Source organism: Prevotella sp. tc2-28 (assembly GCF_900107705.1).
GTDB lineage: Bacteria > Bacteroidota > Bacteroidia > Bacteroidales > Bacteroidaceae > Prevotella.
Map to the genome: position 1 here is coordinate 188,539 of NZ_FNRE01000004.1, position 21,824 is coordinate 210,362.

Annotated in this window: 21 protein-coding genes and 1 pseudogene; 16 read left to right on the forward strand and 6 right to left on the reverse strand. The window is 48.1% G+C overall.

Annotated elements, in window-relative coordinates:
- Window positions 1-5: 5 nt before the first annotated feature.
- The 14 genes and pseudogenes from BLU47_RS05300 to BLU47_RS05360 all read left to right on the forward strand — a co-directional run bounded on the left by BLU47_RS05300 (window position 6) and on the right by BLU47_RS05360 (window position 14,552).
- Complete coding sequence (locus tag BLU47_RS05300; RefSeq protein WP_091959435.1) at window positions 6-380, forward strand: hypothetical protein; 375 nt, start codon at window positions 6-8, stop codon at window positions 378-380.
- The gene (traM, locus tag BLU47_RS05305) at window positions 364-1,572 is read left to right on the forward strand and encodes a conjugative transposon protein TraM (protein WP_369796965.1); all 1,209 of its coding nucleotides are present in this window, start codon (window positions 364-366) and stop codon (window positions 1,570-1,572) included. Before BLU47_RS05300 ends, traM begins: the two co-directional genes overlap by 17 nt.
- Window positions 1,573-1,586: 14 nt before the next feature.
- Window positions 1,587-2,426, forward strand: coding sequence for a conjugative transposon protein TraN (gene traN, locus BLU47_RS05310; RefSeq protein ID WP_091959439.1), 840 nt, complete (start codon window positions 1,587-1,589; stop codon window positions 2,424-2,426).
- A 12-nt stretch (window positions 2,427-2,438) separates the two neighbouring features.
- A complete protein-coding gene (locus tag BLU47_RS05315; RefSeq protein WP_176780462.1) occupies window positions 2,439-2,948 on the forward strand; it encodes a hypothetical protein in 510 nt (169 codons plus the stop codon).
- A 38-nt stretch (window positions 2,949-2,986) separates the two neighbouring features.
- Window positions 2,987-3,664: an Lcl C-terminal domain-containing protein gene (locus BLU47_RS05320; RefSeq protein ID WP_369796966.1), complete on the forward strand. Its 678-nt coding sequence runs from the start codon at window positions 2,987-2,989 to the stop codon at window positions 3,662-3,664.
- A 14-nt stretch (window positions 3,665-3,678) separates the two neighbouring features.
- Complete coding sequence (locus tag BLU47_RS05325) at window positions 3,679-4,425, forward strand: hypothetical protein (protein WP_091959441.1); 747 nt, start codon at window positions 3,679-3,681, stop codon at window positions 4,423-4,425.
- Between the two features lie 47 nt (window positions 4,426-4,472).
- Window positions 4,473-4,802: pseudogene (locus BLU47_RS15265) on the forward strand (M23 family metallopeptidase); the annotation flags it as partial.
- Window positions 4,803-5,252: 450 nt separating this feature from the next.
- Entirely contained in the window at window positions 5,253-5,534 is a 282-nt protein-coding gene (locus BLU47_RS15130; protein WP_369796969.1) for a hypothetical protein, read from the forward strand.
- A 2-nt stretch (window positions 5,535-5,536) separates the two neighbouring features.
- Entirely contained in the window at window positions 5,537-7,282 is a 1,746-nt protein-coding gene (locus tag BLU47_RS05335) for a hypothetical protein (protein ID WP_091959447.1), read from the forward strand.
- Between the two features lie 4 nt (window positions 7,283-7,286).
- Window positions 7,287-10,859, forward strand: a complete 3,573-nt coding sequence (locus BLU47_RS05340) for a MutS N-terminal domain-containing protein (RefSeq protein ID WP_176780463.1) — start codon at window positions 7,287-7,289, stop codon at window positions 10,857-10,859.
- Between the two features lie 72 nt (window positions 10,860-10,931).
- Window positions 10,932-12,377 (forward strand): glucosaminidase domain-containing protein, encoded by a 1,446-nt coding sequence (locus tag BLU47_RS05345; RefSeq protein WP_091959453.1) that lies wholly within the window; start codon window positions 10,932-10,934, stop codon window positions 12,375-12,377.
- A gap of 24 nt (window positions 12,378-12,401) precedes the next feature.
- Window positions 12,402-13,025 (forward strand): hypothetical protein, encoded by a 624-nt coding sequence (locus BLU47_RS05350; protein ID WP_091959456.1) that lies wholly within the window; start codon window positions 12,402-12,404, stop codon window positions 13,023-13,025.
- Between the two features lie 2 nt (window positions 13,026-13,027).
- Complete coding sequence (locus BLU47_RS05355) at window positions 13,028-14,293, forward strand: zincin-like metallopeptidase domain-containing protein (RefSeq protein ID WP_091959459.1); 1,266 nt, start codon at window positions 13,028-13,030, stop codon at window positions 14,291-14,293.
- A 79-nt stretch (window positions 14,294-14,372) separates the two neighbouring features.
- Window positions 14,373-14,552, forward strand: a complete 180-nt coding sequence (locus BLU47_RS05360; protein WP_143025472.1) for a hypothetical protein — start codon at window positions 14,373-14,375, stop codon at window positions 14,550-14,552.
- A gap of 160 nt (window positions 14,553-14,712) precedes the next feature.
- Here the strand turns inward: BLU47_RS05360 and BLU47_RS05365 are convergent, their stop codons facing one another.
- The 3 genes from BLU47_RS05365 to BLU47_RS05375 are packed head-to-tail and all read right to left on the reverse strand — an operon-like array spanning window position 14,713 to window position 16,441.
- Window positions 14,713-15,348 carry a hypothetical protein gene (locus BLU47_RS05365; RefSeq protein ID WP_091959464.1) on the reverse strand — a complete coding sequence of 212 codons (636 nt, stop codon included), beginning with the start codon at window positions 15,346-15,348 and terminating at the stop codon, window positions 14,713-14,715.
- Between the two features lie 19 nt (window positions 15,349-15,367).
- Entirely contained in the window at window positions 15,368-15,592 is a 225-nt protein-coding gene (locus tag BLU47_RS05370; RefSeq protein WP_091959467.1) for a hypothetical protein, read from the reverse strand.
- Between the two features lie 54 nt (window positions 15,593-15,646).
- A complete protein-coding gene (locus tag BLU47_RS05375) occupies window positions 15,647-16,441 on the reverse strand; it encodes a DUF4099 domain-containing protein (RefSeq protein WP_091959470.1) in 795 nt (264 codons plus the stop codon).
- 215 nt (window positions 16,442-16,656) lie between these two features.
- Between BLU47_RS05375 and BLU47_RS05380 the strand changes: the two genes are divergently transcribed.
- The gene (locus BLU47_RS05380) at window positions 16,657-17,652 is read left to right on the forward strand and encodes a glucosaminidase domain-containing protein (protein WP_091959473.1); all 996 of its coding nucleotides are present in this window, start codon (window positions 16,657-16,659) and stop codon (window positions 17,650-17,652) included.
- A gap of 27 nt (window positions 17,653-17,679) precedes the next feature.
- Complete coding sequence (locus tag BLU47_RS05385) at window positions 17,680-18,084, forward strand: hypothetical protein (protein WP_091959476.1); 405 nt, start codon at window positions 17,680-17,682, stop codon at window positions 18,082-18,084.
- Window positions 18,085-18,149: 65 nt separating this feature from the next.
- Here BLU47_RS05385 and BLU47_RS05390 read toward each other — a convergent pair whose 3' ends face one another.
- From BLU47_RS05390 to BLU47_RS05400, 3 genes are all read right to left on the reverse strand, one after another.
- Window positions 18,150-18,818: a hypothetical protein gene (locus tag BLU47_RS05390; protein ID WP_143025473.1), complete on the reverse strand. Its 669-nt coding sequence runs from the start codon at window positions 18,816-18,818 to the stop codon at window positions 18,150-18,152.
- 107 nt (window positions 18,819-18,925) lie between these two features.
- Window positions 18,926-21,112, reverse strand: coding sequence for a type IV secretory system conjugative DNA transfer family protein (locus BLU47_RS05395; protein WP_091959482.1), 2,187 nt, complete (start codon window positions 21,110-21,112; stop codon window positions 18,926-18,928).
- A gap of 7 nt (window positions 21,113-21,119) precedes the next feature.
- Entirely contained in the window at window positions 21,120-21,821 is a 702-nt protein-coding gene (locus tag BLU47_RS05400) for a hypothetical protein (protein ID WP_091959485.1), read from the reverse strand.
- Window positions 21,822-21,824 lie beyond the last annotated feature (3 nt).

A 21,824-nucleotide genomic window follows, 5' to 3' on the forward strand; every position in this document is an offset into this window, starting at 1 on the left:
GAAAAATGAGCGTATTAAAGTTATTAAAGTCCAAGCCGATGCCCGACAAGAACGCCCCGGAATATAAGGAGCGTTATGAGCGTGAAGTGGCATACGGTCGTAAGTTCGCCGATGTGTCAGGCATCAGCTGGGCAGCCCGGAAGCTTCAGGTGTTCGCCAACAACCATCGCGCGGCTTTCCTGATCATTGTCTTTGGCATTGTCATTCTCTGTTTCCTGACCAATCTCAGCCGTCTGGTCATCAGTTACCGTGCGGCAGAAGGTAAGAAGGCCGTTGCCGTACAGCGTGTAGACTCTGCCCTTGAAAAGAAGAAGATTCATGAGATGAAGGAGCGTTTGTATTATCTGGAAAAACAGGATAGACATGATGAAGAAGATTAATTTCAAGCAGTCGAAGTACGTGCTTCCGCTTATTTTGTACCCCCTAATTCTTGGAACAGGCTATTTCATTATCGGCATGTTCACGACCGAGGTGAAGTCCGTTGACAAGAACCTCATGGCCACGAACTATCTTAATTCCGAACTGCCTGAAGCCAAGATTGATGAAGAGCTTGGCAGCAAGCGCGAGAATATGGTCAATGCCTTTGGCGATGCCAAGGACTATACGGCTGTGGAGAATGCCGAGAGGGATTCCGTCAAGGGTAAGGAAGAATACCAGTCAAGATATAACCACGGCGAGGCCGCTGCCATCGTCCGTCATGATGAGGAACTGGATAATCTGCGGCAGCTACAAAGACGCAAGCAGGAGAATGCGGCTCGTGGTATGGGAAAGGATGACTTTGTTGTTCCTCTCAGTGATGAAGATCGCAGGAATGCCCGTCGCCTACGTGGTCGTGAAGGCCGTGAAGAGACAGAAGACCTGTTAGCTCAGGCTCGTGCCCAAGGGCGTGGTGTTATGGGTTCTGCATCTGCTTCATTCGATGATGACGATGAAGAGAGTCCCCGCAAGAAAGGCCGTAGCAAGGAAGATGCTGGTACTGTAGCCGATGGCGAGGAAAAGGCAGAGACTGTCGTGAAGGTTATGAAGACCGAATCGGAGTATTTCAATACCGTTTCCCAGAATGCCCCTGGCTCCAGTCTCATCACCGCCATCATTGACGAGAACATCAAGGCTGTTGACGGCTCCCGTGTCCGCCTGCGCCTGTTGGATGATGTGGAGATTGGCGGTCTGTTCGTTCCGAAGGGAACCTATCTGTATGCCACCATGTCCGGCTTCGGAAAGCAGCGCGTCAAGGGAAAGGTTGCCAGTGTCTTTGTCGGCGATGAGATTAAGACCATCAACCTCTCCATCTATGATACCGATGGTATGGAAGGCCTTTATGTTCCTTCCAGCACTTTCCGCGAGACAGCCAAGGATATTGGTAGCTCAGCCATGCAGCAGAGCATGTCCATTGACGGCTCCAGTTCGAATAACAGCGTGTCACAGTGGGCGCAGCAGACCGTACAGCAGGCCTACCAGCGTACCTCACAAGCTATCAGCAAGGCCATCCGCAAGAATAAGGTGAAGCTGAAATATGGTACTCGTGTGTACCTGATCAATGGTCAGCAACTCAAATCAGACAAGAGAAAATAAGAAATACAATCAAAATGAAAAAGAACATCGTTTTTTTAGCGGCATCACTGTTATTTGCCGCATCAGTCCATGCCCAGCAGACCTATCAGGAGCTGGAGCAGATTACCGTTAATGAGCAGGTCACAACGCTTGTGACAGCATCAGAACCAATCCTCTTTGTAGATGTTTCAACAGACAAGGTGGCTGGTGACAAGCCCATCGAGAATACCGTCCGCTTCAAGCCAAAGGATGGTGAACATGCCGACGGGGAGGTGCTTGCCATTGCTACCGTCGTTACCGAACGCTACCGAACGCAGTATGCTCTGGTCTATACCACGAAGATGGAGGAAGCCGTGACGGATAAGGAAATCGCCCCACAGGAGCGGACACCTTATCACAATCCCGCTGTCTCACTCTCGACGGCAGACATGACCCATTTTGCCCGTCGTGTCTGGAGCAGCCCTGCCAAGATACATAATGTCAAGGCCAGAAGCAACCGCATGGAGATGCGTCTGAACAACATCTATGCCATCGGTGAGTATTTCTTCCTGGACTTCTCTGTAGATAACAAGACCAATATCCGCTTCGACATCGATGAGCTGCGTGTGAAGCTGACGGATAAGAAGGTCCAGAAAGCAACCAACAATCAAAGCATTGAGCTGCCCCTTGCCTTGGTTCTCGATCACGGGAAGAGTTTCCTGCATGGTTACAGGAATGTCATAGTCATCAAGAAGATGACCTTCCCCAATGATAAGGTTGTTACTATCGAACTGTCAGAGAAGCAGATCAGCGGGCGTACCATCAGTATCTCCGTTGACTATGAGGATGTGCTGAGTGCGGATGCTTTCGATGCCGTGTTGCTTCAGGAAGAATAAGGAGGTAAGGATATGAAGAAGATTATCTTATCGTTAGCAGTCTGCCTGTTGCCGCTGCATGGTCTCTTTGCCCAGGGAAGCAGTAATGTCAATCATCTGAACCTGTGTGTCGGAGCCTTGTATGAACGGGGCTTCGATGCAACGCTCTCTTATGAGCATGAGACTAAGTATCATCATTCTTGGGAGTATTTTGCCAATGCCTATATCCAGTATGACACCGATTCTGAGGCAGGCCATATCACCAAGGAAAGCTTCTGGAACAACTATTTCACCTATAACCTCGGTATAGCCTATAAGCCATGTGTCCTCAGAGGCCGTAACCATCATGGCAATCTGCGTATTGGAGCCAGCCTTGGCAGTGACACAAGGAAAGTCATCGGAGCAGGACACATCGGCTTTGAGCACAGCTATGATTTCCGTCGTGGCTGGAGCCTGTTCTGGCAGGTCAAGGAAGATGTTGTCCTTCGCGGTGAGGACCTTTTCCGCACGGGTGTTACCGTTGGTATCAAGGTTCCATTGTAAGTAAATACCGCTATTCGTAAATACAAATGCAAATGAATATGACAATACATAAATATATCAATACGGGCATAAGGACAGGATTACGCCTGTTGCTTCTGACTATGCCGATGGTCATTGCCTCTTGTGATGACCATGAGCATCTGGACACGGCTATCCATATCGGTCATGTGGTATGTTCCGATGGACGAACCATGTCCGTTGAAGAGTGTGAGAAGATGCAGAAAGAGCCTGTCGCTGTTGTGTTCTACGTCTCTGCCGACGGTAAGGATGGTGACGGACTGGCCATCGGTCTGCAGGAGCTGGCACCTGTCGAGTTCTCGGACACCCTCGGCGTAGCCCAGGGAACATCTGCCAGTACGGATGAGAAGGACGGCAATGCCAATACCTACTCACTGTACTCCAACAACAAGGCAGGTTCTCCTTTGGCAGATGCCGTCTTCTCTGTCTGGCGCTATGGTCAGAGCGCCTATATCCCAAGTGTTGCAGAAATGCGTCTGCTCAATGCCTCTCTTCCCGCTGTCAATTCGGTACTGCGCCGATGTGGTGGCGATGCCATTTCAGAAGATGCTGGCGGTTGCTGGTATTGGACCAGTACGGAAGTCAGCGGTCAGGCCGGTGCCAAGGCGTGGCTGTATTCCCTCGGTACTGGAGCCATCCAAGAGACACCGAAGACAGAGGCACACCCGGCGAGGATTATCATCACATTACGCAAATAATAAAAACAAGAATTATGGGATGGACTAATTTTATCAAAACAGCAGGAAAAGGAGCCACAAGGCTTCTTGAAGGTACTGGAAAGGAAGTCGGAACGGCTGCCAAGGGTATTGGTGAAGGTATGGGCGCAACGGCCAAGGGTCTGGGTGGCTGGAAAGGAGTCGTCGGAACTGGTGCTGTTGTCACCGCTGTCAATTCCGATCATGGCCTGACAGGTGTTGCCAGTGATGTCATGTTCGGTCAGGGAGGTTCTGAGAAGGTTCAGGAACACGGTGTGGCAGGTGAAGCCCTGAACCTCGCCATTGGTGAGAAGGGCAAACAGGCTGTCAGTGAGGCTACCGATGCCGTCTCTCAACAGGTCTCGAATCTCAGCCAATCATCCTATGCACCGTCTGCCCCTGCATATGCTGATATGCAGCAGATGCCCGTACAGCAGGACGGCTTCGGAAGTTTCATGAGTCAGGCAACGACCAGCCCCTTTGATATGGGCGGAAACTTCCTGAATAATCTGATGAGCGGCAATGTCAGCACCATGTCAATGGCTGCCATGATTGCCAGCAGTTTCCTTGTATTCGGGCGTTTCGGCCTGTTGACCAAGGCACTTGGTGCTTTGTTGGGAATCCACACGATTGGCCGTAACAGTCAGCCAGTGTATGCCCAGCGTCCCCAGACAGTCTATGCCCCTCGTCAGGTATCGCCTGTTGCTGCCATCCCGCAAATGGAAACAGAAGTTGTTGAACGAAACAGAGGAATCGGAAGATGAAAAGATATTCTAAGGAAATGTTCCTTCTGTCAGATAGCGGCTATTGCATGCCGTATTCTTCAGAAGAGTGTGACCCCCAGCCATTGCTGGGCTATGGAGAGCAGTCGGATCCGCAGACGGGTAAGAAGTTCTTCCATCATGGCCTGGACCTGACAGCCAATGGAACCAAGCTGTTAGCGATGGCTACGGGAAAAGTGTCCGGGCTGGGTAATGATCCCGTCCATCAGGGTTATTTAAAGGTGCGCTATGGCAACTATGAAGTGGAGTATGGCCATGTTGAAGAGGTCTATGTCAGCTTCGGTACGCCAGTGACGGCAGGACAGCCGATAGCGTTAAGCAGTCAGATGCTCCATATCGGTGTACGTTTCAATGGGGAGGAATTGAACCCTGTTGAGTTTCTGAACATGATATACAGTAATGCGATGTCATCCTCGATGGTCGGTGACGATGCCCCTGCAGGGATGAAAGTACAGACGGAATACGATAAGGATCTTGAAGAGATTGGAAAGCTGATGACCCGTTATCTGCCCATGTATATGGACGAGCTCCGCACGGGAACCTATAAGCCCTCTGCCCAGACAGAGGAGGCATTAAGGAATGCCATTGTGCAGGGTGCCAGGAAGAATTACTATTTCGAGTGTCTGCCGTCTGTGACCAATCCGTTAGGGCTGAGTGACAGGAGCAGTCTGCTGGTGGGTATCGTCCAGAACCTGCTGATAGGAGATTTCCTCAATTACCTTGCTATCCGTCATACCGTCTTTCTCTCCTCGTGGGATGAAAGTCAAAAAAAAAAGGTGCTCCAGACAGCCGATGACAGCAGCGGATTCATAGACCCTCTTCAGGATTTGAGAATCTATGTCAGGAGTTTCGATGTACCAAGAGTAGCCAGTGTCTATCCTGACAACGCAGGAATCCGCTGGTGGACGAAGGCTTGGTTCAACAATCGGGAGAAAGGCGAGGATGTGATAGAGATCTCGCGTGAGATGGCCATCAAGTTCATTCAGGGCGAAATCAGCAAGGATGCCTGGCTGGAACGCTATTACCCCAAGCAGATGAGCATCTATCACAATGCCATAGAAATGACGAGAAAACAATTATTAGGACTGTAGAAATGACAAATAAGAAAGAACGTCAGGAAATTGCACAACTGGAGTATTTCTTCGGGAAATACTTTGATGCCCATATAGCCCCTGTAGCAGATAAGGCTGTCAAGGATGCGGATGCGACCTTCCTGAAGGAGTATGATAAGATGGTGAAGGATAGCGGTGTCCTTGGAGGTCTTAACCTCGGAGGCACCATGTCATCAACAACCATTGGAAAGATGCATACGCTGGACTCCTACCAGAATTATTGGAGCAACATACAGAAGAGCTTTCAGAAACGCTTCGATGCCTCACCTGAGTTCAGGAATGATCTCGGCAATCTGATAAATGCTTATCAGAAGACCATGATTTCCTGTATGGGAAAGGAGAAGTATCAGGCAGAAAGCAAGAAATACGGTCAGGATTTTGCTACGTGGTATGTCAATAACAAGCTGCTGGAGAAATCCCTGAACCGCATGGCCTCCCATGGTGCGCCAAAGGATGCTGTGGAATACCTCTTTCAGAAAGGTACTCAGCTTTCCCTTTTAGGACTTGGCCAGCCCTCAGACTGGGAAGGTATGCGGATGTTGCAGGAAAAACAATATCAGCCGTCAAAGACGGAAAAGGCGGCTGCCTACGGTGTGGCAGGCCTGATGGACTTTGCCATTATGCCCGTCGGCGGCATGAAGACCGCTGTTGTCGCAACCGCTGCCAGCGCAGGGGTGGATGTTGTGTTCTCGAATAACGGAAGTCAGGAGTCTGTTGACACGATGGCCAGCAAGTCCCTTTTCGGCAACGGCTATATGCTTTCAGAAACCCGGAAGACGATTGTGGACGCAAACGAAAGTCCTTTCCTTGCTGGTCTTAACAATGGTATGAGGAAAAAGGTCAAGATGGTAAGCCCGTCACCTCTGATCAAGGAGGCTTTGAAGGGGAATGAATACCATTGGAATGAGTCATTAGTATCACGGTTTGTTGACAGGGATGATGACATTCCTTCTGTCGTAGCACCAGGAAAGGAAGAGGCATATAAGAAAGAGCAGGAAAACCTGAAAAAGAAACCCGCAGCAAAGACAAGAGAAAGTCACGAGCAGCCAGTTCAGCCACAACCATCAGAGACGGCATCCTACCAATCTTCATCAGCGGCATATAGCCAGCAGATGAATGGAGCGTATGAGCAACCGTATCGTAATAATATGGCTGTCAATAGTGGTTGGGGCGGTTTTCTGGATCAATTCGGTCTTACTGGATTCAGCGATGTATTCAAGAACCTCGGCTATGTGCTGGCCATGCTGCCCGATATGATTATCGGTATGTTCACAGGAAAGAGCAAGTCATTGTCTATTCAGAACAACCTCATGCCGATAGCAGCCATCGTTATGGGTATGTTTGTCAGGAATCCCTTGCTGAAGATGCTGTTGATCGGTCTTGGAGGAGCCAATCTCTTGAATAAGGCTACCCATGAGGTGTTAGGTGAACCTGTCAGCAGCAAGCAGCCCCAATACAGACGTTATGCTGACGAGGCATTGAATCCCCGTCTCTCGCATCCACAGCTGAACGGCAATCTGCTTGTCGTGACCATCGACGGCGTACCCAGTACCGTGACACTCCAGAATCATGTCGTTGATGCCTATCAGAAAGGAGCCTTACCCATGAACACACTGGCCAATGCCGTTCTTGCTAGATACGACGAGCAGCGTCAACAGGTGGAACAGCTCTATGACCGCCAGCAGGCACAGACGGAAGACCAGAACCAGCAACTTGTCATCAAATAGCCTGATGAAAGCGAAATCACCTATAGTAAAAGTTGACTGGACTGGCAGGATGGAGGTCTATTCTTCATCCGACTACCTTCCTATACGCGCCTTGGCTCACCGCCTGAAGGATGGTGACAAGGACGGCATTACCAAGGCTGCAGCAATCATGGCAGACTTGGTGAAGGAAGTGCCGGATTATCAGCATAGCGTCCTTGTCCCGATGCCAGGAAGAAAAGGCTCAGCGGGATATACCAAGGCCCTGGCTGATGAGATTGCAGGACTGTTGGGACTGGAGGTGAGTGATATGCTCACCGTTAAGCCTCACAAGCCACTTTATGACAGGAAGGCAAAGAAAGGCATCGACGGCCTGAAACCCTTCAAGTTCATCGTCAATGGTCAGATACCGGAGAAGCCTATCCTTATTGACAATGTGTTGGACACGGGCACTACGGCCATGTCAGCCTTTCGTGCTTTGGATGGCCGTGCAAGCCTTGTCGTGCTTGGGAGTACAGTCAATTACAGACAGTTCAATTATCCCATCACAGTGAACATGAAGGAAGCGGAGAAACCCGATCCCAGAACGCTGGAAGAACTGAAAGATGAAGTCAAGAAGGCTATCTGCGATGCCCTTTTTGTAAAAGGCAGCGGATTGTATGATGCTGGTGACATCAAGGCCGTTCAGTATGCCCATGACAAAACCCTGTCTGGGAAACTGAAAACACCTGTACCCATCAGCGATGGCCAGTCTGTTGTGAGGATAGGACTTACCAGACAGGGATTCTCCAAGAAAGATATGCCCATCCTATATACACAGGATGGAGGCATCCTTGTCGAGCAGATGACCAACCGCCAGGATCTTGATGCCGTTCTTCATGAATTGAGGAATACGTATTACAATGAATACGGTAATATACTCTCCACCTTTGGCCGACATACTTTCAAGGAAGGCGAATCCTTCCAGATGAAAGGTGCCAACTATAAGGTCCTGGAAACAGGAACCTTCATGTCACTGATGAAGCCCTTTGGCGGCGAAGGTGTCAAGGTGGCTGATGACATGGGAAAGACCAAGGTGTTAATGGCCAGTTCCCATCTGTCAACCGTTATCTACGTCCAGCCACACAGCCAGAGACTGCATGATGCCATGATGCAGCGTTACGGACAGGACATCAGGGAGCCTATAAAAGAAGCATTGGAGAAAGCATTAAAAACAGATAAAGTACAACAAGAATCAGTTCAAAAAAACAAAGAAATGATTAAAGAGAAGAATTCACAGGAGCAGGCTGCCAGAGAGGAGCAGAAGAAAAAGGATGAAATCCGTCGGCAGGAAGCTCAGAAGGAAAAAGACAGGAAACTGCAGGAGAAGAGAAAGCAGGAAGAGCAAAAGCTGGTCGCCAAGAAAGAACCGCATCTGAAAGTTCCGGGTGCGGTGGCTCAGGCACTGTTGTTGTCTGCTGTGTTGGAAACGGCGAAGGCTAATGGCGGTGTGTGGCTCAATGCCTCCCAGAAGAAAGCCCCAGGCATCTTCAAGGAAACCACCCAGCTCTCGCCCTATAATGTGATGCTTCTCAGCGCACATTCCGATGTCAACGGATTCAAGACCAGCCAGTATCTGTCCTTTGACAAGGCCAGGACTCAGGGCCTGCCAGTCATGCAAGGTCAGGAAGGTGTGCCTCTGAGCTGGACGAAATGGGATTTGTATGTCAACAAGTACGACAAGACCGACGTAAAGAACCATGAGGCCTACCTACAAGTTCCTGCTGAGGAGCGTCCCAACTATCAGGCTGTACCCAAGAAGGAGTACCGCTATATGTTCAATGTTGAGCAGACCGTGTTCCCTTCCAAGTCTGCAAAGGACTTCGAGAAGCTTGTTGACAGCTACGGCTCTCAGGATGGTGCAAAGGTGATAGACATGAACCAGAAGGAGGATAGCAGCATTGCTTCCACCTATAACTCGCTGAAGGCAAAGCATCCCGATGCCATTCTGCTTTTCAGGAATAACGATTCCTATAACACTTACAATCAGGATGCAGAAACATCCTCTTCAAAGTTGGATATCACCCTGACTTCTCCAAAGGACATGAAGGGGATTGACCATCTGGCATCCTTTCCCCATCATCAGCTGGACGTGTATCTGCCGAAACTCGTCCGTGCCGGTCTTCGTGTGGCCATCGTTGACGAGCCGATGAAGAACGATATCAAGACCTCGAAGATGCAGGAGTCCAAACAGGAGAAAGAGGCAGCGGACAGGATGAAGGTTCTCGTCGAGCAGTTGAACAAGCGGCTTGTTCCCGTCAAGGCAGCATCCTCGTTGGAGCGGACACATTATGATGCCACCAGAGACGCTGTGCTTGTTGCACCCCAGGAGAGCTATGACAACTACACCGATTATGCACATGATATGGCTGTTGCACTGGTAGCGGCTACTGGCAGCGAAAGCCGTCTTAACCGTCAGGTACGTTCGGCCATTCAGCCAGAGAATGCGGAGAAATATGAACGACTTGTTCAGGAGCTGTCAGCTGGAGCCATCGTGTCAGGCCTTGGATTGCAGGCCAGACTGTCACCTGAGAACATGAACCACGTCGATTACTGGTCCCGTGAACTGAAAGAAGACACAAAGCTCATGGGCAAACTGGAACGTGACGTGAATAGTGTTCTGGAGAGTATCGACAAGCTGACCAAGGGAGAGACAGTTGACTTCGCTCCGTTACGAGGTGAGAAGCCGATGGAGATAGAGATGCCGATGAACTACAGCATATCGAGAGAACTGGCAAAACTGCCAAGTGCTGAGAGAAAAGAGTTTGTTGTCATCACTGACAAGTCAGCCAAGTCAGCAGAGGTTATCCTTCCTGCGGGTGCGTCGATGAAGGTCAACAATGAGATACCAGGCATGAACAAGAGCCGTATTGCAACAGCCTTGAAGAAGGAAGGTGTCGATGGTGACAGTATCACCTTCTATAATGCGGGTGGTGCCTTGGGCCTTCATCAGCCCAATGGCCACTTCGAGGGTAAGGACATCATGGTTGACCGCCTGAAGCAGTACAACCTGATACCTGTCACCCGTCTGGATGTGTCAACCCTCGTTGCCCAGAAAGCAGAGATTGAGAAGGTTAACCTCTTCCCTGATAAAGATAACAACTATGCCATCTTCATCAAGCCCAAGGGAGAGCAGGCTATCACCATGTATCCCGCCAAGGAGGATGTTACGACGTTCTTCAAGTCACTCAAAGAGCCGAAAGGCGATGCGATACGTGGTGACTTGGGACAGAAATACTATCAGCTGTCCCACGAACACCCAGAGTTGAAGAAAGACCTTCTTACCATTGATACGGGCGATGTGGACTTATCCAGAATCTCCAATGTGAATCTCTACAAGTCCGATACGAAAGCTGGTATCTTCATGACCGCAACGATTGACGGTAAGAAACAGGAGTCAAGGGAAGTGTCAAAGGCAGACTGGAACCGTTTCTGGCTTGTGGAAGACCAGAATCAGTTCAAGACACAGCTTGCCACAAAAATCTACGATAACGTCCTGCATGAGACACGAAAAGAAGAAGCCGAGCCGGAGGTCCGACAGGCAAACGTGTTTCGCATGTAATACGGACATGAACGGAAACTACCTTGCTCCAAGGTTCAATGAGAATATCGGAAACAATTAAATAGACATAAGATGAGCGAATATAAGGCTGAGTTTTTCGAGAAATATGCTGCGGCAGCCATTGAAGAGCAGAAGCGCTACGGCATACCAGCCAGTGTCACGCTGGCGCAGATGGCCGTGGAGAGCGGTTACGGCGAGAGTAATCTTGCCAGACAGGACAACAACTACTTCGGCATCAAGGCCAGTGACAAGTGGATCAAGGCAGGAAAGCCGTGGAGTTATCACCACGATGACCACTTTAATGACAAGTTCTGTACCTTTGCCAGTCCTCTTGACAGCCTCGAATACCACTCCAAGGTGTTGATGGCAGACCGTTACAAGGCCTGTCGCCAATATGCTTCTGATGACCATACCCACTGGATTGAGGGTATCAAGAAAGGAGGCTATGCCACCGATCCGAGATATGTTGGAACCATCGAGGGTGTCATCAAGAAATACGGCCTTGATAAGTATGACAGGCAGGCAATCAGCGAAGCACAGGCACAAGGCATTACCATTGGCTATATGAGAGGTCAGAAAACGCCTGCCCAGAGTACAACTATTGCCAGTCCTGTTCAGAATGGTCATTACGCCTTTCCTCTGGAGCGGGATGCCAATGCCGGAGTGATTACCATCACATCACCGTTCGGTTCCCGTACTGCACCAAAGGCTGGTGCTTCCACCAATCACATGGGATTGGATATGCGGGCCAATTACGAGAAGGTGCTGGCTACCGAGGACTATGGCCATGTCCTGTCTGCCAAGAATGAAGGAAAGGGCGGCAATGTCGTTAGGGTAGAGTATTCGAGGGCTGACGGCGAGAAATACCAGGTCGCCTATATGCATCTGAGCCAGTTCAATGTCAGGGAAGGTGACGTTGTGATGGCCGGTCAGCAAGTCGGCGTGTCTGGCAACACAGGAAACAGCACAGGCCCACACCTTCATTTCTCCGTCAAGAAGATAGATGGCGACGGCAACAGTACCATGATAGATCCTTCCGTCTATCTGGCCGACATTGCCGTGCGTGGCCATATCAACACACGGGTTGAGTATCAGGGTAATGACCTCTTGGCTTCCTATAAGTCAGCAGTCAGAGAAGAGCAGCCAGTCCAGGGTCAGGATATGTACTTATCACAGCTGACACAATCCGATGATCCAAAGGACTGGCTTTCGTTTCTGATGAACGGCAATGAGTCGGCCATCAGCCAATCGGCAGACCCTATGGCAGCATTGATCGGTTCTGTGTTCAGCGGCCTGTTTATGCTGGCAGCCCAGTTGGATATGGATAGTGAAAGCCTTGTCAAAGATGACAATGTAGCTCTTAGTACCAGGGAACAGTCGGATGTCGCTCAGGTTATCACTCGTGAAAGGACTGGAGAAAGCCATGATTACAGTCGGATTCTCCAGTCATCCGCTGCCTATTACGAGGCTGGTATGCAGCAGGAACAGTCAACTGACAATAATGTAGCAATCAAGTAATATTCATTAAATTAAGATTTCATTATGATTAAATGTAAGGTAACGCTGGCAGGCGTTGTAAATAAAGCTGCCACTACACATGCAGGAAAGGATAACAAGCCTTTCGTTTCGTTTGGTGTCACCCTCCCCCTTGGTGACAAGAACGGCAATGTCCGTGAGTTTGAGGTCGGGGTATCTGCCGATCCTTCGCTGATTACTGCAGGACTTGTCAGCATCGGCAAGAGAGTTCAGGTTGTGGGAACCTTGTATTTCCGCAAACGCGATGATGTCATCTACATGAACATGTATGCTGACAGCGTAACAATAGATGTCAGCGAGGTTGACAGACTGGAGGGAGAAATGGAATTCAAAGGTCGTACAGGTAACAAGGAAATCTACCTCCTTTCAGATAAGAGAAAGAAGCAGTTCCAGGCTTTCTCTGCTTATTCAAAGGAGGCATCCGTTGAGAATGCGACCTTCATCTGGGTTCATTTCCTGAATTTCAGTCCCGACAAGGCTGCGTGGCTGAAACCTGCCACCAGTATCTCTGTTCGCGGCACCCTTGACCTGAAGCTCTATAATAACAACCTCGATCTCGGCTGTCAGGTGAAGGAAATCTCAGAATGGAAGTTCGAGGATAAGAAGTCTGAGGAGGTGACACAGCAGTAGCTATGGGATATAACAGGAAACAATACCATTGGACTGGCGAGGATGGAAAGAGTGCGGAAGACCGTGCTCTTGACACCTTCGCAGAGCTGATGATGGAGCGTATCAAGGCGATTGACAAGGACTGGCAGAAGCCTTGGATAGAGAAAGGGAACTTTGTGATGCCCCGTAACCTGAGCGGCAGGGCATATAACGGTATCAACACCTTCCTGCTTCTTTTGTTCAGTGCCAAGCGAAAGTTCGACATGCCGGTATTTGTCACACACAACCAGATAGCCTACGACCTGAACAACAAGAGTAAGCTGAAGGAGGATAAGACTGAGAAACCAGCCGTTGACTTGAACCCTGCAGAGGGTGAGAATCCCGGTTTTGTTCACGTTCTGAAGGGTGAGAAGGCCTTTCCCGTGTTCCTTACCATCCCCATGATCAAGGATAAGGAAACCAACAAGCCCATCACGCTTAGCGAGTACAACGATATGACGAAGGAAGAGCAGGATAAATACTATGTCCGTTCCTATACCCATGTCTATAATGTGTACAATCTCCAGCAGACTAATCTGAAGGAAGCCCGTCCGGAACTCTATGCCAAGATTGAGGCGAAGTTCAAGGAACTCGACAAGAGCGGCATTGTCCCTATGGAGGAAGGCCAGATGTTCAAGTTCGATCCCCTCGATAGGATGGTAGCAGAAAACAAGTGGATTTGTCCTGTCCGTTTCGAGGAGAACAAAGGAGCCTACTATAGTCCTGCCAAGAATGAGATTGTCTTCCCGCCAAAGAAGAACTTCATCGATGGTGAGTCCTTCTATGGAAACCTTCTTCATGAGATGACCCACTCAACGGGCAGCAAGGAACTCTTTGGCCGTCTGGAGAACAAGACCGATGACAGGAAGTTCGATTATGCCAGGGAGGAACTTGTTGCCGAGATGAGTGCTGCCGTAGTAGCCCATCAGTATGGCTTTGACAAGCATATCAAGGATGACAGTGCCGCATATCTAAAATCATGGCTGGGCAGTCTGAAACAAGACCCTTCCTTCCTGAAGACAACTCTTGATGATGTCAAACGAGCCTCCGGCTTCATTGCTGGCAAGATTGAGGAGGTACGCCTTGATGTCAGGGAAATCCAGACTGTTTCCGTCGATGTCAATGATGACGGTATTGCTGACCTCTCTATCTCCGATGCCATCCCAGACAAGAAGCAGGGCGAGGATGAGAAAGAGCCCATTCAGGAACTGGCCGCAAAGGATATACCCATGCATCGTGGCAGGTCATAATGAAGACTCGTTTTTGCACTATCAGATACTACAATTAAAAACAACGATTATGAAAAGAATTAAGAAATTTGTTTTAGCAATGGTAGCTGTCTTTGCTTTAAGTGCAGCTCCTCAGTCGGCAAGTGCCAAGGTCCATCGTGTTTTTTATGCGGTGGACCAGGACTTCTACATGCAATTCGCCTATGATGACGTGAGTGGAGTCTTTGCTATCAGGCTGATGGACTGGGATGGCGAATGCTACGGAGAATGGTATGTATAACCCCTCTATGTCATTTCCCCTGCTGCACATAGCTGAATCGGTTGTGTGCAGTTTTTGTTGGCTTATATGTCATATATCAAAAATTGCCAGCGTCTCGCGACGGTGGCAACCAAGGTTTATAAAGATAATTTTAAAATGAATAATTAAATCTTACTGGTTCCTAACAGTACCCACTGTAGTTATTGTCGTTATTGACATAAACTTTCCCACTTTTATTTTCACCGAAGACAACCCTCAACAAGTCAATATCCTCTTCTTCCTCAACTTTTATGACCTTGTCATCTTTGAGGATCAAGTTCATATACCGTTTTCGGTTCTCTCCATACATACACCATTCAATCCGACGAACATCCTCTTTCTTGAATGTCTGTCCCCCAATATTTAAGTAACCTGTTATGAGTATTTGCAGAAGACGCACGTACTTGCCATCCAGATGATAGTACTTTTCTTCCCATTTGTCTTTTTGGGCGTTCCTGTAAAACAGTTCCAGGCGACTGAAAATACTGAATTGGATTTCCCGCTCGCAGTTGTTGTTTTTAATATATTCCATTTCCCGAAGCAGGTTGTAAATCTCCTGGTCTTTGGACTTCAGATATTCTATATGTTCTTCGATATAGTTTTTCGCTTCAGCTTCTGTATTGAACAGCTTGACCGATCTTTCATCGACCTCGCTATATGCAGTACTTCCATCAAACGCATAGTGAGTGGCTTTGTTATCTTCTATATCATAAAGCGCATTAACCTTACCGTAGGTCAGATCACTGGAAACTGCCCACATTTCTTTTGAATCTTTCATTTCTGTTTTCCGTTAAGACCTACACATTACCGTTCTCAAAGGCTTCATTGAACATCTGCTGACGCATATCGACAAACTGTTCTGCACTTTCCTCATTCGGGCATAAATCCCTGTCTGAACAATAGTCCTCAAACTCCTTTGTCAGTTCCTTAGACTGATGCGTGACAAAGGTCAGAACAGTAATCTTTCCTGCATCAAGAAGTTCAATCAGTTCCTCTTCACTCTTATATCCTGAAATTTCCATAGCTCAATATGTATTCTCCTTAATATGTATTACCTTCAATACGTCAATACGTATTTACATCTTTAGTGATTCCTGCGCTGACTCTCTATTGCGCTTTCTGGCCTGTTCCATCTGCTCCCGTATCTCATCTGTATATTCCGATTCAGGGACATAGCGGCCAGACTTGCCATCCTCGCTGGCAATCCAAACACCATAGAGTCCGAAGTTATACTTCTCCTTGAAATCCTTCGCCTGACCAAGCCATTCATTCAAGTCTCCTACTGCGAATCTGATGCCCAAGTCTCTGCGAAGGTCAATGCCGAAGGTAAGCATCTGCACATCATCATTTGCCTCTTCATCCATCCATTCAACGGTCTGCGGTTCTCCCTGCTGAATGTTCTTGATTGATTCATAGTCAAGACCAAGCATATCTGACAGGACTCTGATATTCTCACCGACAGCAGAGGTTGGTACACTCAGAACCTGATTGGTGTCCTCGTCGTACTGGATGAAATACTTGCCAGTGTTCTCATTGTTTCTCAGGTCTTTTGGACGCTGGCCGATAATCGTCTTTCCCTGCTTCAGCAACTCTTGCTGTTCAGGAGAATAGAGGCCGATGCTTGAAGACTCGATCTTCGGCTTCATAACCACTTTGACACCATTATTGGTAGTTGTCAGTGAAATACGCGAAAGGTACTGCCATTCTCCCATATCCGTCTTCATCGTAATAGGAAGAAGAGGTGTGTACTCGCCATGAAGGAGTTTGTTCATTACACTCTGCGGAAGGTCGTCAATCATTTCATGAGTGAGGCCATGCTTTTCCAAAATCTCGTAGGGAATATCCCTTTCAGTTAAATTCTCTCTATACATAATTATTAATTTTAAAATGTTTCTTTGTGGGCGCAAAATTACTCTATTTCAAAATCTTCAATCACTTTTTGCAGTAAAAAATGAAGTATTTAACAAATCGACAAAATTGATATGTTAAAATATAGAATTATTTGAATTTTGTGTTGTCTGTTTCAAAAAATAAGAGTACTTTTGCACCCCGAAAATAGGATAATAAAGTTAAGGTAAAAAGATTCATGTTTCAGTGTAACCGTCTGTTCCTAGTCATTTCATTGATTGTTCAGACACTATGTTGTCAAGGGCAAAAAGATAGGGATTACTGGATAGAGCGCTATCTCAGTGTTTCCTACCCCTTGCAACATATTAAAGTAACATCCCATTACGGAAACAGGAAAGATCCTTTCACGGGTAAGACGGCCTTTCACAGCGGTCTTGACCTGAAAGCCAGGAATGAAGAAGTCCTCTCTATGTTTGACGGTTATGTCGAGCAGATTGGTGAGGATGGACGTTCCGGGCGTTATGTTGTTCTAAGGCATGGGGATTATCAGGTCAGCTATTGCCACCTCTCCAAAGTGACGGCCTATGAAGGTGAGGAGATTCTTGCCGGTGATGCCGTCGGCATTACAGGGAATACTGGCAGATCGACAGGTGAGCATTTGCATATTACTTTAAGGTATAAAGGTGAACGTCAGAATCCCTATCTTCTCCTGACACGAATCCAAAAAGTCAGGAAAGAATGTGCCGATGCACTCAGACAGGACGGACTGACAGACTCCTCACAGGTGGCATTCATTGAGACCTATGCACCTGCAGCCATTGAGCAGCAGCGCAAGTACGGTATTCCTGCCAGTGTAACGTTAGCACAGATGGCACTGGAAAGTCGTTGGGGAACTAGCAGGCTTGCCATGCTCGACAACAACTACTTCGGCATCAAGGCCAGCACTCGTTGGCTCTCTGATGGCAGACCATACAACACCTATGATGATGACAAAAAGGATGAGAAGTTCTGCGTGTTCTCCGATGCTCTGGAGAGTATGGAATACCATTCGGCAGTCCTTATGGGCGAGCGTTACAGACGTTGCCGTGCCTTTGCACCAGATGACTGGCAGAACTGGCTTGTAGGCATCAAGGAAGCAGGCTATGCGACCAGTAATGCCTATGTGCGGGAATGCTCAAAGATCATCGTCTCACATCAATTGCATCGATTTGATGCAGTAGCCATGACTGATTAATAATAACAACATAAAAACGAATATCAAATGAAACCAATTTGGAATCCCGGCAAGACTGCCATTACTATCAATAAGAAAGAGTTGATAGACTTAGTTTCCTGTATCGATTATCTGCCATCTGCAGGTTTCCTTCCTGTCTATCCCATCTATTTCGCGGCTTCTACAGATGACAAAGTTATAGAAGGAATGGCAGGATTAGACAAAGAAGAAAATCAGGTTCTCTACGTGAAAGGGAAACTTGTCAACAAACAAGATCCCGACGAAATGAAATATGAACAGATATCCAAGATGATGACTGATTATTTTAATCTGAATGATGATTCCGTTATATATCTACTGGAAGGAAGTTTTACGGGTAAGTTCATTCGCCCCAATCATAGTATTCCGGTTACGGATGTTTTGGGGAACCCCGTCATTACAGAAGAAGATTGATTATTTTTTCATTTTAAATTTTTAGAAGAAAGATGGGGCTTCGTAATGAGGCTCCATCTTTCACTTTATTGGAATAAGTTCCCGATACTTCTGTCCCGCTCTCGTAGCCTTTCGACATCAAAGCAGTCTATCAGGCTCTGAATCTCGCTGACGGAGGAGAAGGCGAACTCTCCTCCGCTGCATCGTTCAACCTCTACGCTGGTTCCAATGGCCATGCTACCACCTTTGACGGTGTACTCCAGCTTACTGGTACTCCAAGTGACACGGCTCTTGCCATTGACATCAACAGAGAAGTATGGAATCAGGAACTCCCACTGTTTGTTCATGTCAAACGTGCTTCTTGGCGGTCTGTTCCCTACATAGAAGATGCACCAGATACCGCCTTTGGATTTCAGCTCTACTGGCATCTTCTTGGAATAGCCAGTGACATGGTTAGCCTTGGCGATACTGTCCCATTCAGCGTATTTGTCCCTTACCTTCTTCAGGAACTCCAGGAACCTTGGAGTCTCGTCTGCATCGAATGACAGCCTGACCTTGGCGTTAGGAGTCTTTGTATATGGGAAGATGGTACAGCCCGTATAACGGACAAAGCGGCCATTCTCAAACTTCGCCGACACACTACAGGAGAAAGTGCTGTCAGCCCTTGAACTGAGTGCCGACATGTAGAATCCGTTCTGCCTTGCAGAAACGGATGATGACCATAGGATGGTAAGTGCTATAAGAATTTTCTTCATTTTCATACTATTGTGTTTTTAAATCCATTGCAAAAGTACACATTATTTCCCAAATATGGAAATGATTCTCAAAAATAATTCCAAATATTCAATAATTTCTATCACACTTACCGTTTAAAGAACTGCTGGAGGTCTTTCACCATCTGATTGACATCCTCTGTCACCTGGTTAAAGTTGGCATAAAGGATGCGCTCCCGTTCGTCTCTGGACTTAAAGTTGTAGAACTTCGGCAGCTCCTGGTACTCCGATTCCTCCTGCTTGATCTTATCCATGTCAAAGTCCGTCTTGCAGAAGAACTTAGAGGTCTTGAACTCCTCTGCTTTCTGAATGTTCATCGAGTCACCACGTCCTACAGCCGTTTCCACGAAGTCCCTTGCCGACTGTCCGCATATCCAGCCAGTAGGCAGGTCTGATATCTTAGAGGCAGGCACGAGGTTATCCATGTTCTCATTCAGGTTGATGGAAGTACGGTCACGGTCAATGGTGACACCCTTCTTCATCTGTACCACCTTTCCGAAGATGTCGTTTGACAGCCATTCCAGCGTTTCCTTGGAACGTGCAGAGCCACTGACGACGTTACCAACCGTCGTGATAATCTTCTGCATACCCACCTTGCCGTAGTCAGCTTCCAGCTGTGGCAGCTCCTGAAAACCCAGTGTCACGGCCACCTTGTTTGAACGAGCCGTACCTATCAGACGGTCTATCTTATGGAAGTATAGTGTGGGCAGCTCATCGACGATGATTGATACAGGCACGTTATGGCCATGTCCGCTGTTGACACGGGTGACGAGACGATTCAGGATAAGGGCGTTCAGAGCACCGATGATACTCTCCATTTCCGGGTCATTGGCAATAAGCAGATAACTCGGATGGGCTGGGTCTGACACTTTAAGATCGAAGTCATCACCGTCACGATGGAATATCCAGTAGGATTCCTTGGTGGCCAGACGAGACGTGTTTACACGCAGTGTACCAATCATACCTTCCAGCTGTTCCATAGCGCGGTTCTTCAGAGCTGTGGCGAACGGGCCAAGCAGAGGAGCCACCTCACGGTCTGTTTCCAGCACCTGAAAGATCAGTTTATAGTCCAGGTTCAGGAATGAGAGGATATGCGGCATATCCGAGTATTTGCCCAGCCAGTAGGCAGGTTCTACACGGTGCGCCTTGGTAGCATCGGTAAACACACGGCCTGTAGGTTTCATCTGTGTGGTCTCAGGGTCTTGAATCCTTTCTGCATAGAGCTGCTTGCCGTTCTCATCATACGGCTGCTTCTCATAGTTCACGAAGAAGTAGATACAGGCAGCGAGGAAGTTCACGGCAGAAGTCTGGAAGAACTGGTCAGAACCGCCACCACCTTCCTTTTTGCCCTTCTGCAGGGACTCAATCAGGGTCTCAGCCGTTTCCTGTGCTGCTGCCAGATTGTTGATATACTTCTGCTGGATAGGATTCACGCGACGCGAATACTCCACGTTCACGAAGTTGATGATGTTGAACGAACAGTTCTCAGGAATCCTGTTCAGTGCCTTGTTCTTCTTGTAGTGGTAGTAGAGCTTGGTGGCCAGTGCCGGAAACTTATAGTCATAGACCACCATAGCAAAGCCCTTTGCAGAATGCTGTTTGATGAACGGCTCGATGATGGAGAATGTCTTACCAGATCCAGGCGTACCGACAACCCATGTGCCACGGAAGGGATTGATGATGTTCACCCAGCCCTTGCGGAACTTCCCCTTATAGTAATATCTCATGGGGATATTCACCGAATACTTGTTCTGCTGAAGCTCCTCGTTCTGCTCAAACGATTCGTTCTCCAGATTGAAACGGTCATCGAGAAGCCCTGTCTTCAGATGCTTCGATGCGTTGTCGAGAGCCGTATGTATAAACAGCGTTCCGAATACGGATGCCAGCATATATACCCAGATGTTTGCACGGACAGCATACAGACGGATCGACATATCCCAGCCGTATATCAGGACAGAGAAAATCAGCAGTACCAGTCCAGTCACCAAGGGGATGAATATCATCTTCTGCGCGTCGAACTCAATCTTCTTCTTATTACGAGTGCCGATGCAAGTGATTATAACCATTACCAGCGTGACCAGCTTACTGTATATCAGGTTCCCGTGCTTGTAGATAGCGAACTGAGAAAGCCTGTCGTGGAAATCAAGGCAGAGTGTTCCCAGTGATGCCAGCGTCTGGTAAGGCATGGCATAGACGAAGAACTCTATCAGCAGCGTAACATAAATCAGTGTACGGAATATCTTGTACACATTCTGTAATTCTTTGGTTTCTTCCATTTTGTCGTTATTTGTGTTTTGTATTCTTAGCGTTCTTGGCACTGCTCATCCAGTCCTGATGGCATCGGATGGCCACGTCCTTCTTGGATGTTGGTGTGTAGTGCCGACCTGTTATCTCACGCCACAGGTCGTTGATGGAGGTATAGCGGATGTACTTACAGAGAATCTTGATCTCTTTATCCAGTTGTCTCAGTTTGGGCCTGATGGCACCCAGTATCTTCATCCGTTGTGCCTCGGTAGCCTTTCCCTTGGTACTCATCAGGAACTGACGGATATCCATTGCCACGTCCACACCAGACTTCATCACCTTCATATAGATGTTGTTCTTCCTTGTGGAAAGGGCGACGGCAAAGGCATTCTCAGGATGGTTGTCGATCTCCCTGCCCAGCCACTGGAGCGTGTTGGCCAGACTATTGACATCATAGTAGATGCCGTAAATCTCAGCAGCATAGGTCAGCAGGTTATTGAATGTGCTGACATAATCATTGAACTCCTTCTGAAAGTCCGTCACGGCATCCACTTCCTGACGTACCCACAGATGGCCAGTTGACTGTAGCATCTGCACCTTATATTGGGCGTTCAGTGCTTTCTTCTCCAGTTCCGATGCCACATCGATGGCAGCAGCTCTGGCAGGATCGATGAGTGCCAGGACTTCCGTAGGACGGAATACTGATGCCAAGAATAGAATGAGGATTGCTATCTTTCTCATAAG

Excerpts from the sequence above, each read along its gene's own strand:
- BLU47_RS05365 (WP_091959464.1), bottom strand. The coding sequence starts at position 15,348 with ATGAAAGATTCAAAAGAAATGTGGGCAGTTTCCAGTGATCTGACCTAC.
- BLU47_RS05335 (WP_091959447.1), top strand. The coding sequence starts at position 5,537 with ATGACAAATAAGAAAGAACGTCAGGAAATTGCACAACTGGAGTATTTC.
- BLU47_RS05315 (WP_176780462.1), top strand. The coding sequence starts at position 2,439 with ATGAAGAAGATTATCTTATCGTTAGCAGTCTGCCTGTTGCCGCTGCAT.
- BLU47_RS05300 (WP_091959435.1), top strand. The coding sequence starts at position 6 with ATGAGCGTATTAAAGTTATTAAAGTCCAAGCCGATGCCCGACAAGAAC.
- BLU47_RS05385 (WP_091959476.1), top strand. The coding sequence starts at position 17,680 with ATGAAACCAATTTGGAATCCCGGCAAGACTGCCATTACTATCAATAAG.
- BLU47_RS05390 (WP_143025473.1), bottom strand. The coding sequence starts at position 18,818 with ATGAAGAAAATTCTTATAGCACTTACCATCCTATGGTCATCATCCGTT.
- BLU47_RS05345 (WP_091959453.1), top strand. The coding sequence starts at position 10,932 with ATGAGCGAATATAAGGCTGAGTTTTTCGAGAAATATGCTGCGGCAGCC.
- BLU47_RS05380 (WP_091959473.1), top strand. The coding sequence starts at position 16,657 with ATGTTTCAGTGTAACCGTCTGTTCCTAGTCATTTCATTGATTGTTCAG.
- traM (WP_369796965.1), top strand. The coding sequence starts at position 364 with ATGATGAAGAAGATTAATTTCAAGCAGTCGAAGTACGTGCTTCCGCTT.
- traN (WP_091959439.1), top strand. The coding sequence starts at position 1,587 with ATGAAAAAGAACATCGTTTTTTTAGCGGCATCACTGTTATTTGCCGCA.
- BLU47_RS05320 (WP_369796966.1), top strand. The coding sequence starts at position 2,987 with ATGACAATACATAAATATATCAATACGGGCATAAGGACAGGATTACGC.
- BLU47_RS05400 (WP_091959485.1), bottom strand. The coding sequence starts at position 21,821 with ATGAGAAAGATAGCAATCCTCATTCTATTCTTGGCATCAGTATTCCGT.
- BLU47_RS05395 (WP_091959482.1), bottom strand. The coding sequence starts at position 21,112 with ATGGAAGAAACCAAAGAATTACAGAATGTGTACAAGATATTCCGTACA.
- BLU47_RS05325 (WP_091959441.1), top strand. The coding sequence starts at position 3,679 with ATGGGATGGACTAATTTTATCAAAACAGCAGGAAAAGGAGCCACAAGG.
- BLU47_RS05355 (WP_091959459.1), top strand. The coding sequence starts at position 13,028 with ATGGGATATAACAGGAAACAATACCATTGGACTGGCGAGGATGGAAAG.
- BLU47_RS05340 (WP_176780463.1), top strand. The coding sequence starts at position 7,287 with ATGAAAGCGAAATCACCTATAGTAAAAGTTGACTGGACTGGCAGGATG.
- BLU47_RS05360 (WP_143025472.1), top strand. The coding sequence starts at position 14,373 with ATGGTAGCTGTCTTTGCTTTAAGTGCAGCTCCTCAGTCGGCAAGTGCC.
- BLU47_RS05375 (WP_091959470.1), bottom strand. The coding sequence starts at position 16,441 with ATGTATAGAGAGAATTTAACTGAAAGGGATATTCCCTACGAGATTTTG.
- BLU47_RS05370 (WP_091959467.1), bottom strand. The coding sequence starts at position 15,592 with ATGGAAATTTCAGGATATAAGAGTGAAGAGGAACTGATTGAACTTCTT.
- BLU47_RS05350 (WP_091959456.1), top strand. The coding sequence starts at position 12,402 with ATGATTAAATGTAAGGTAACGCTGGCAGGCGTTGTAAATAAAGCTGCC.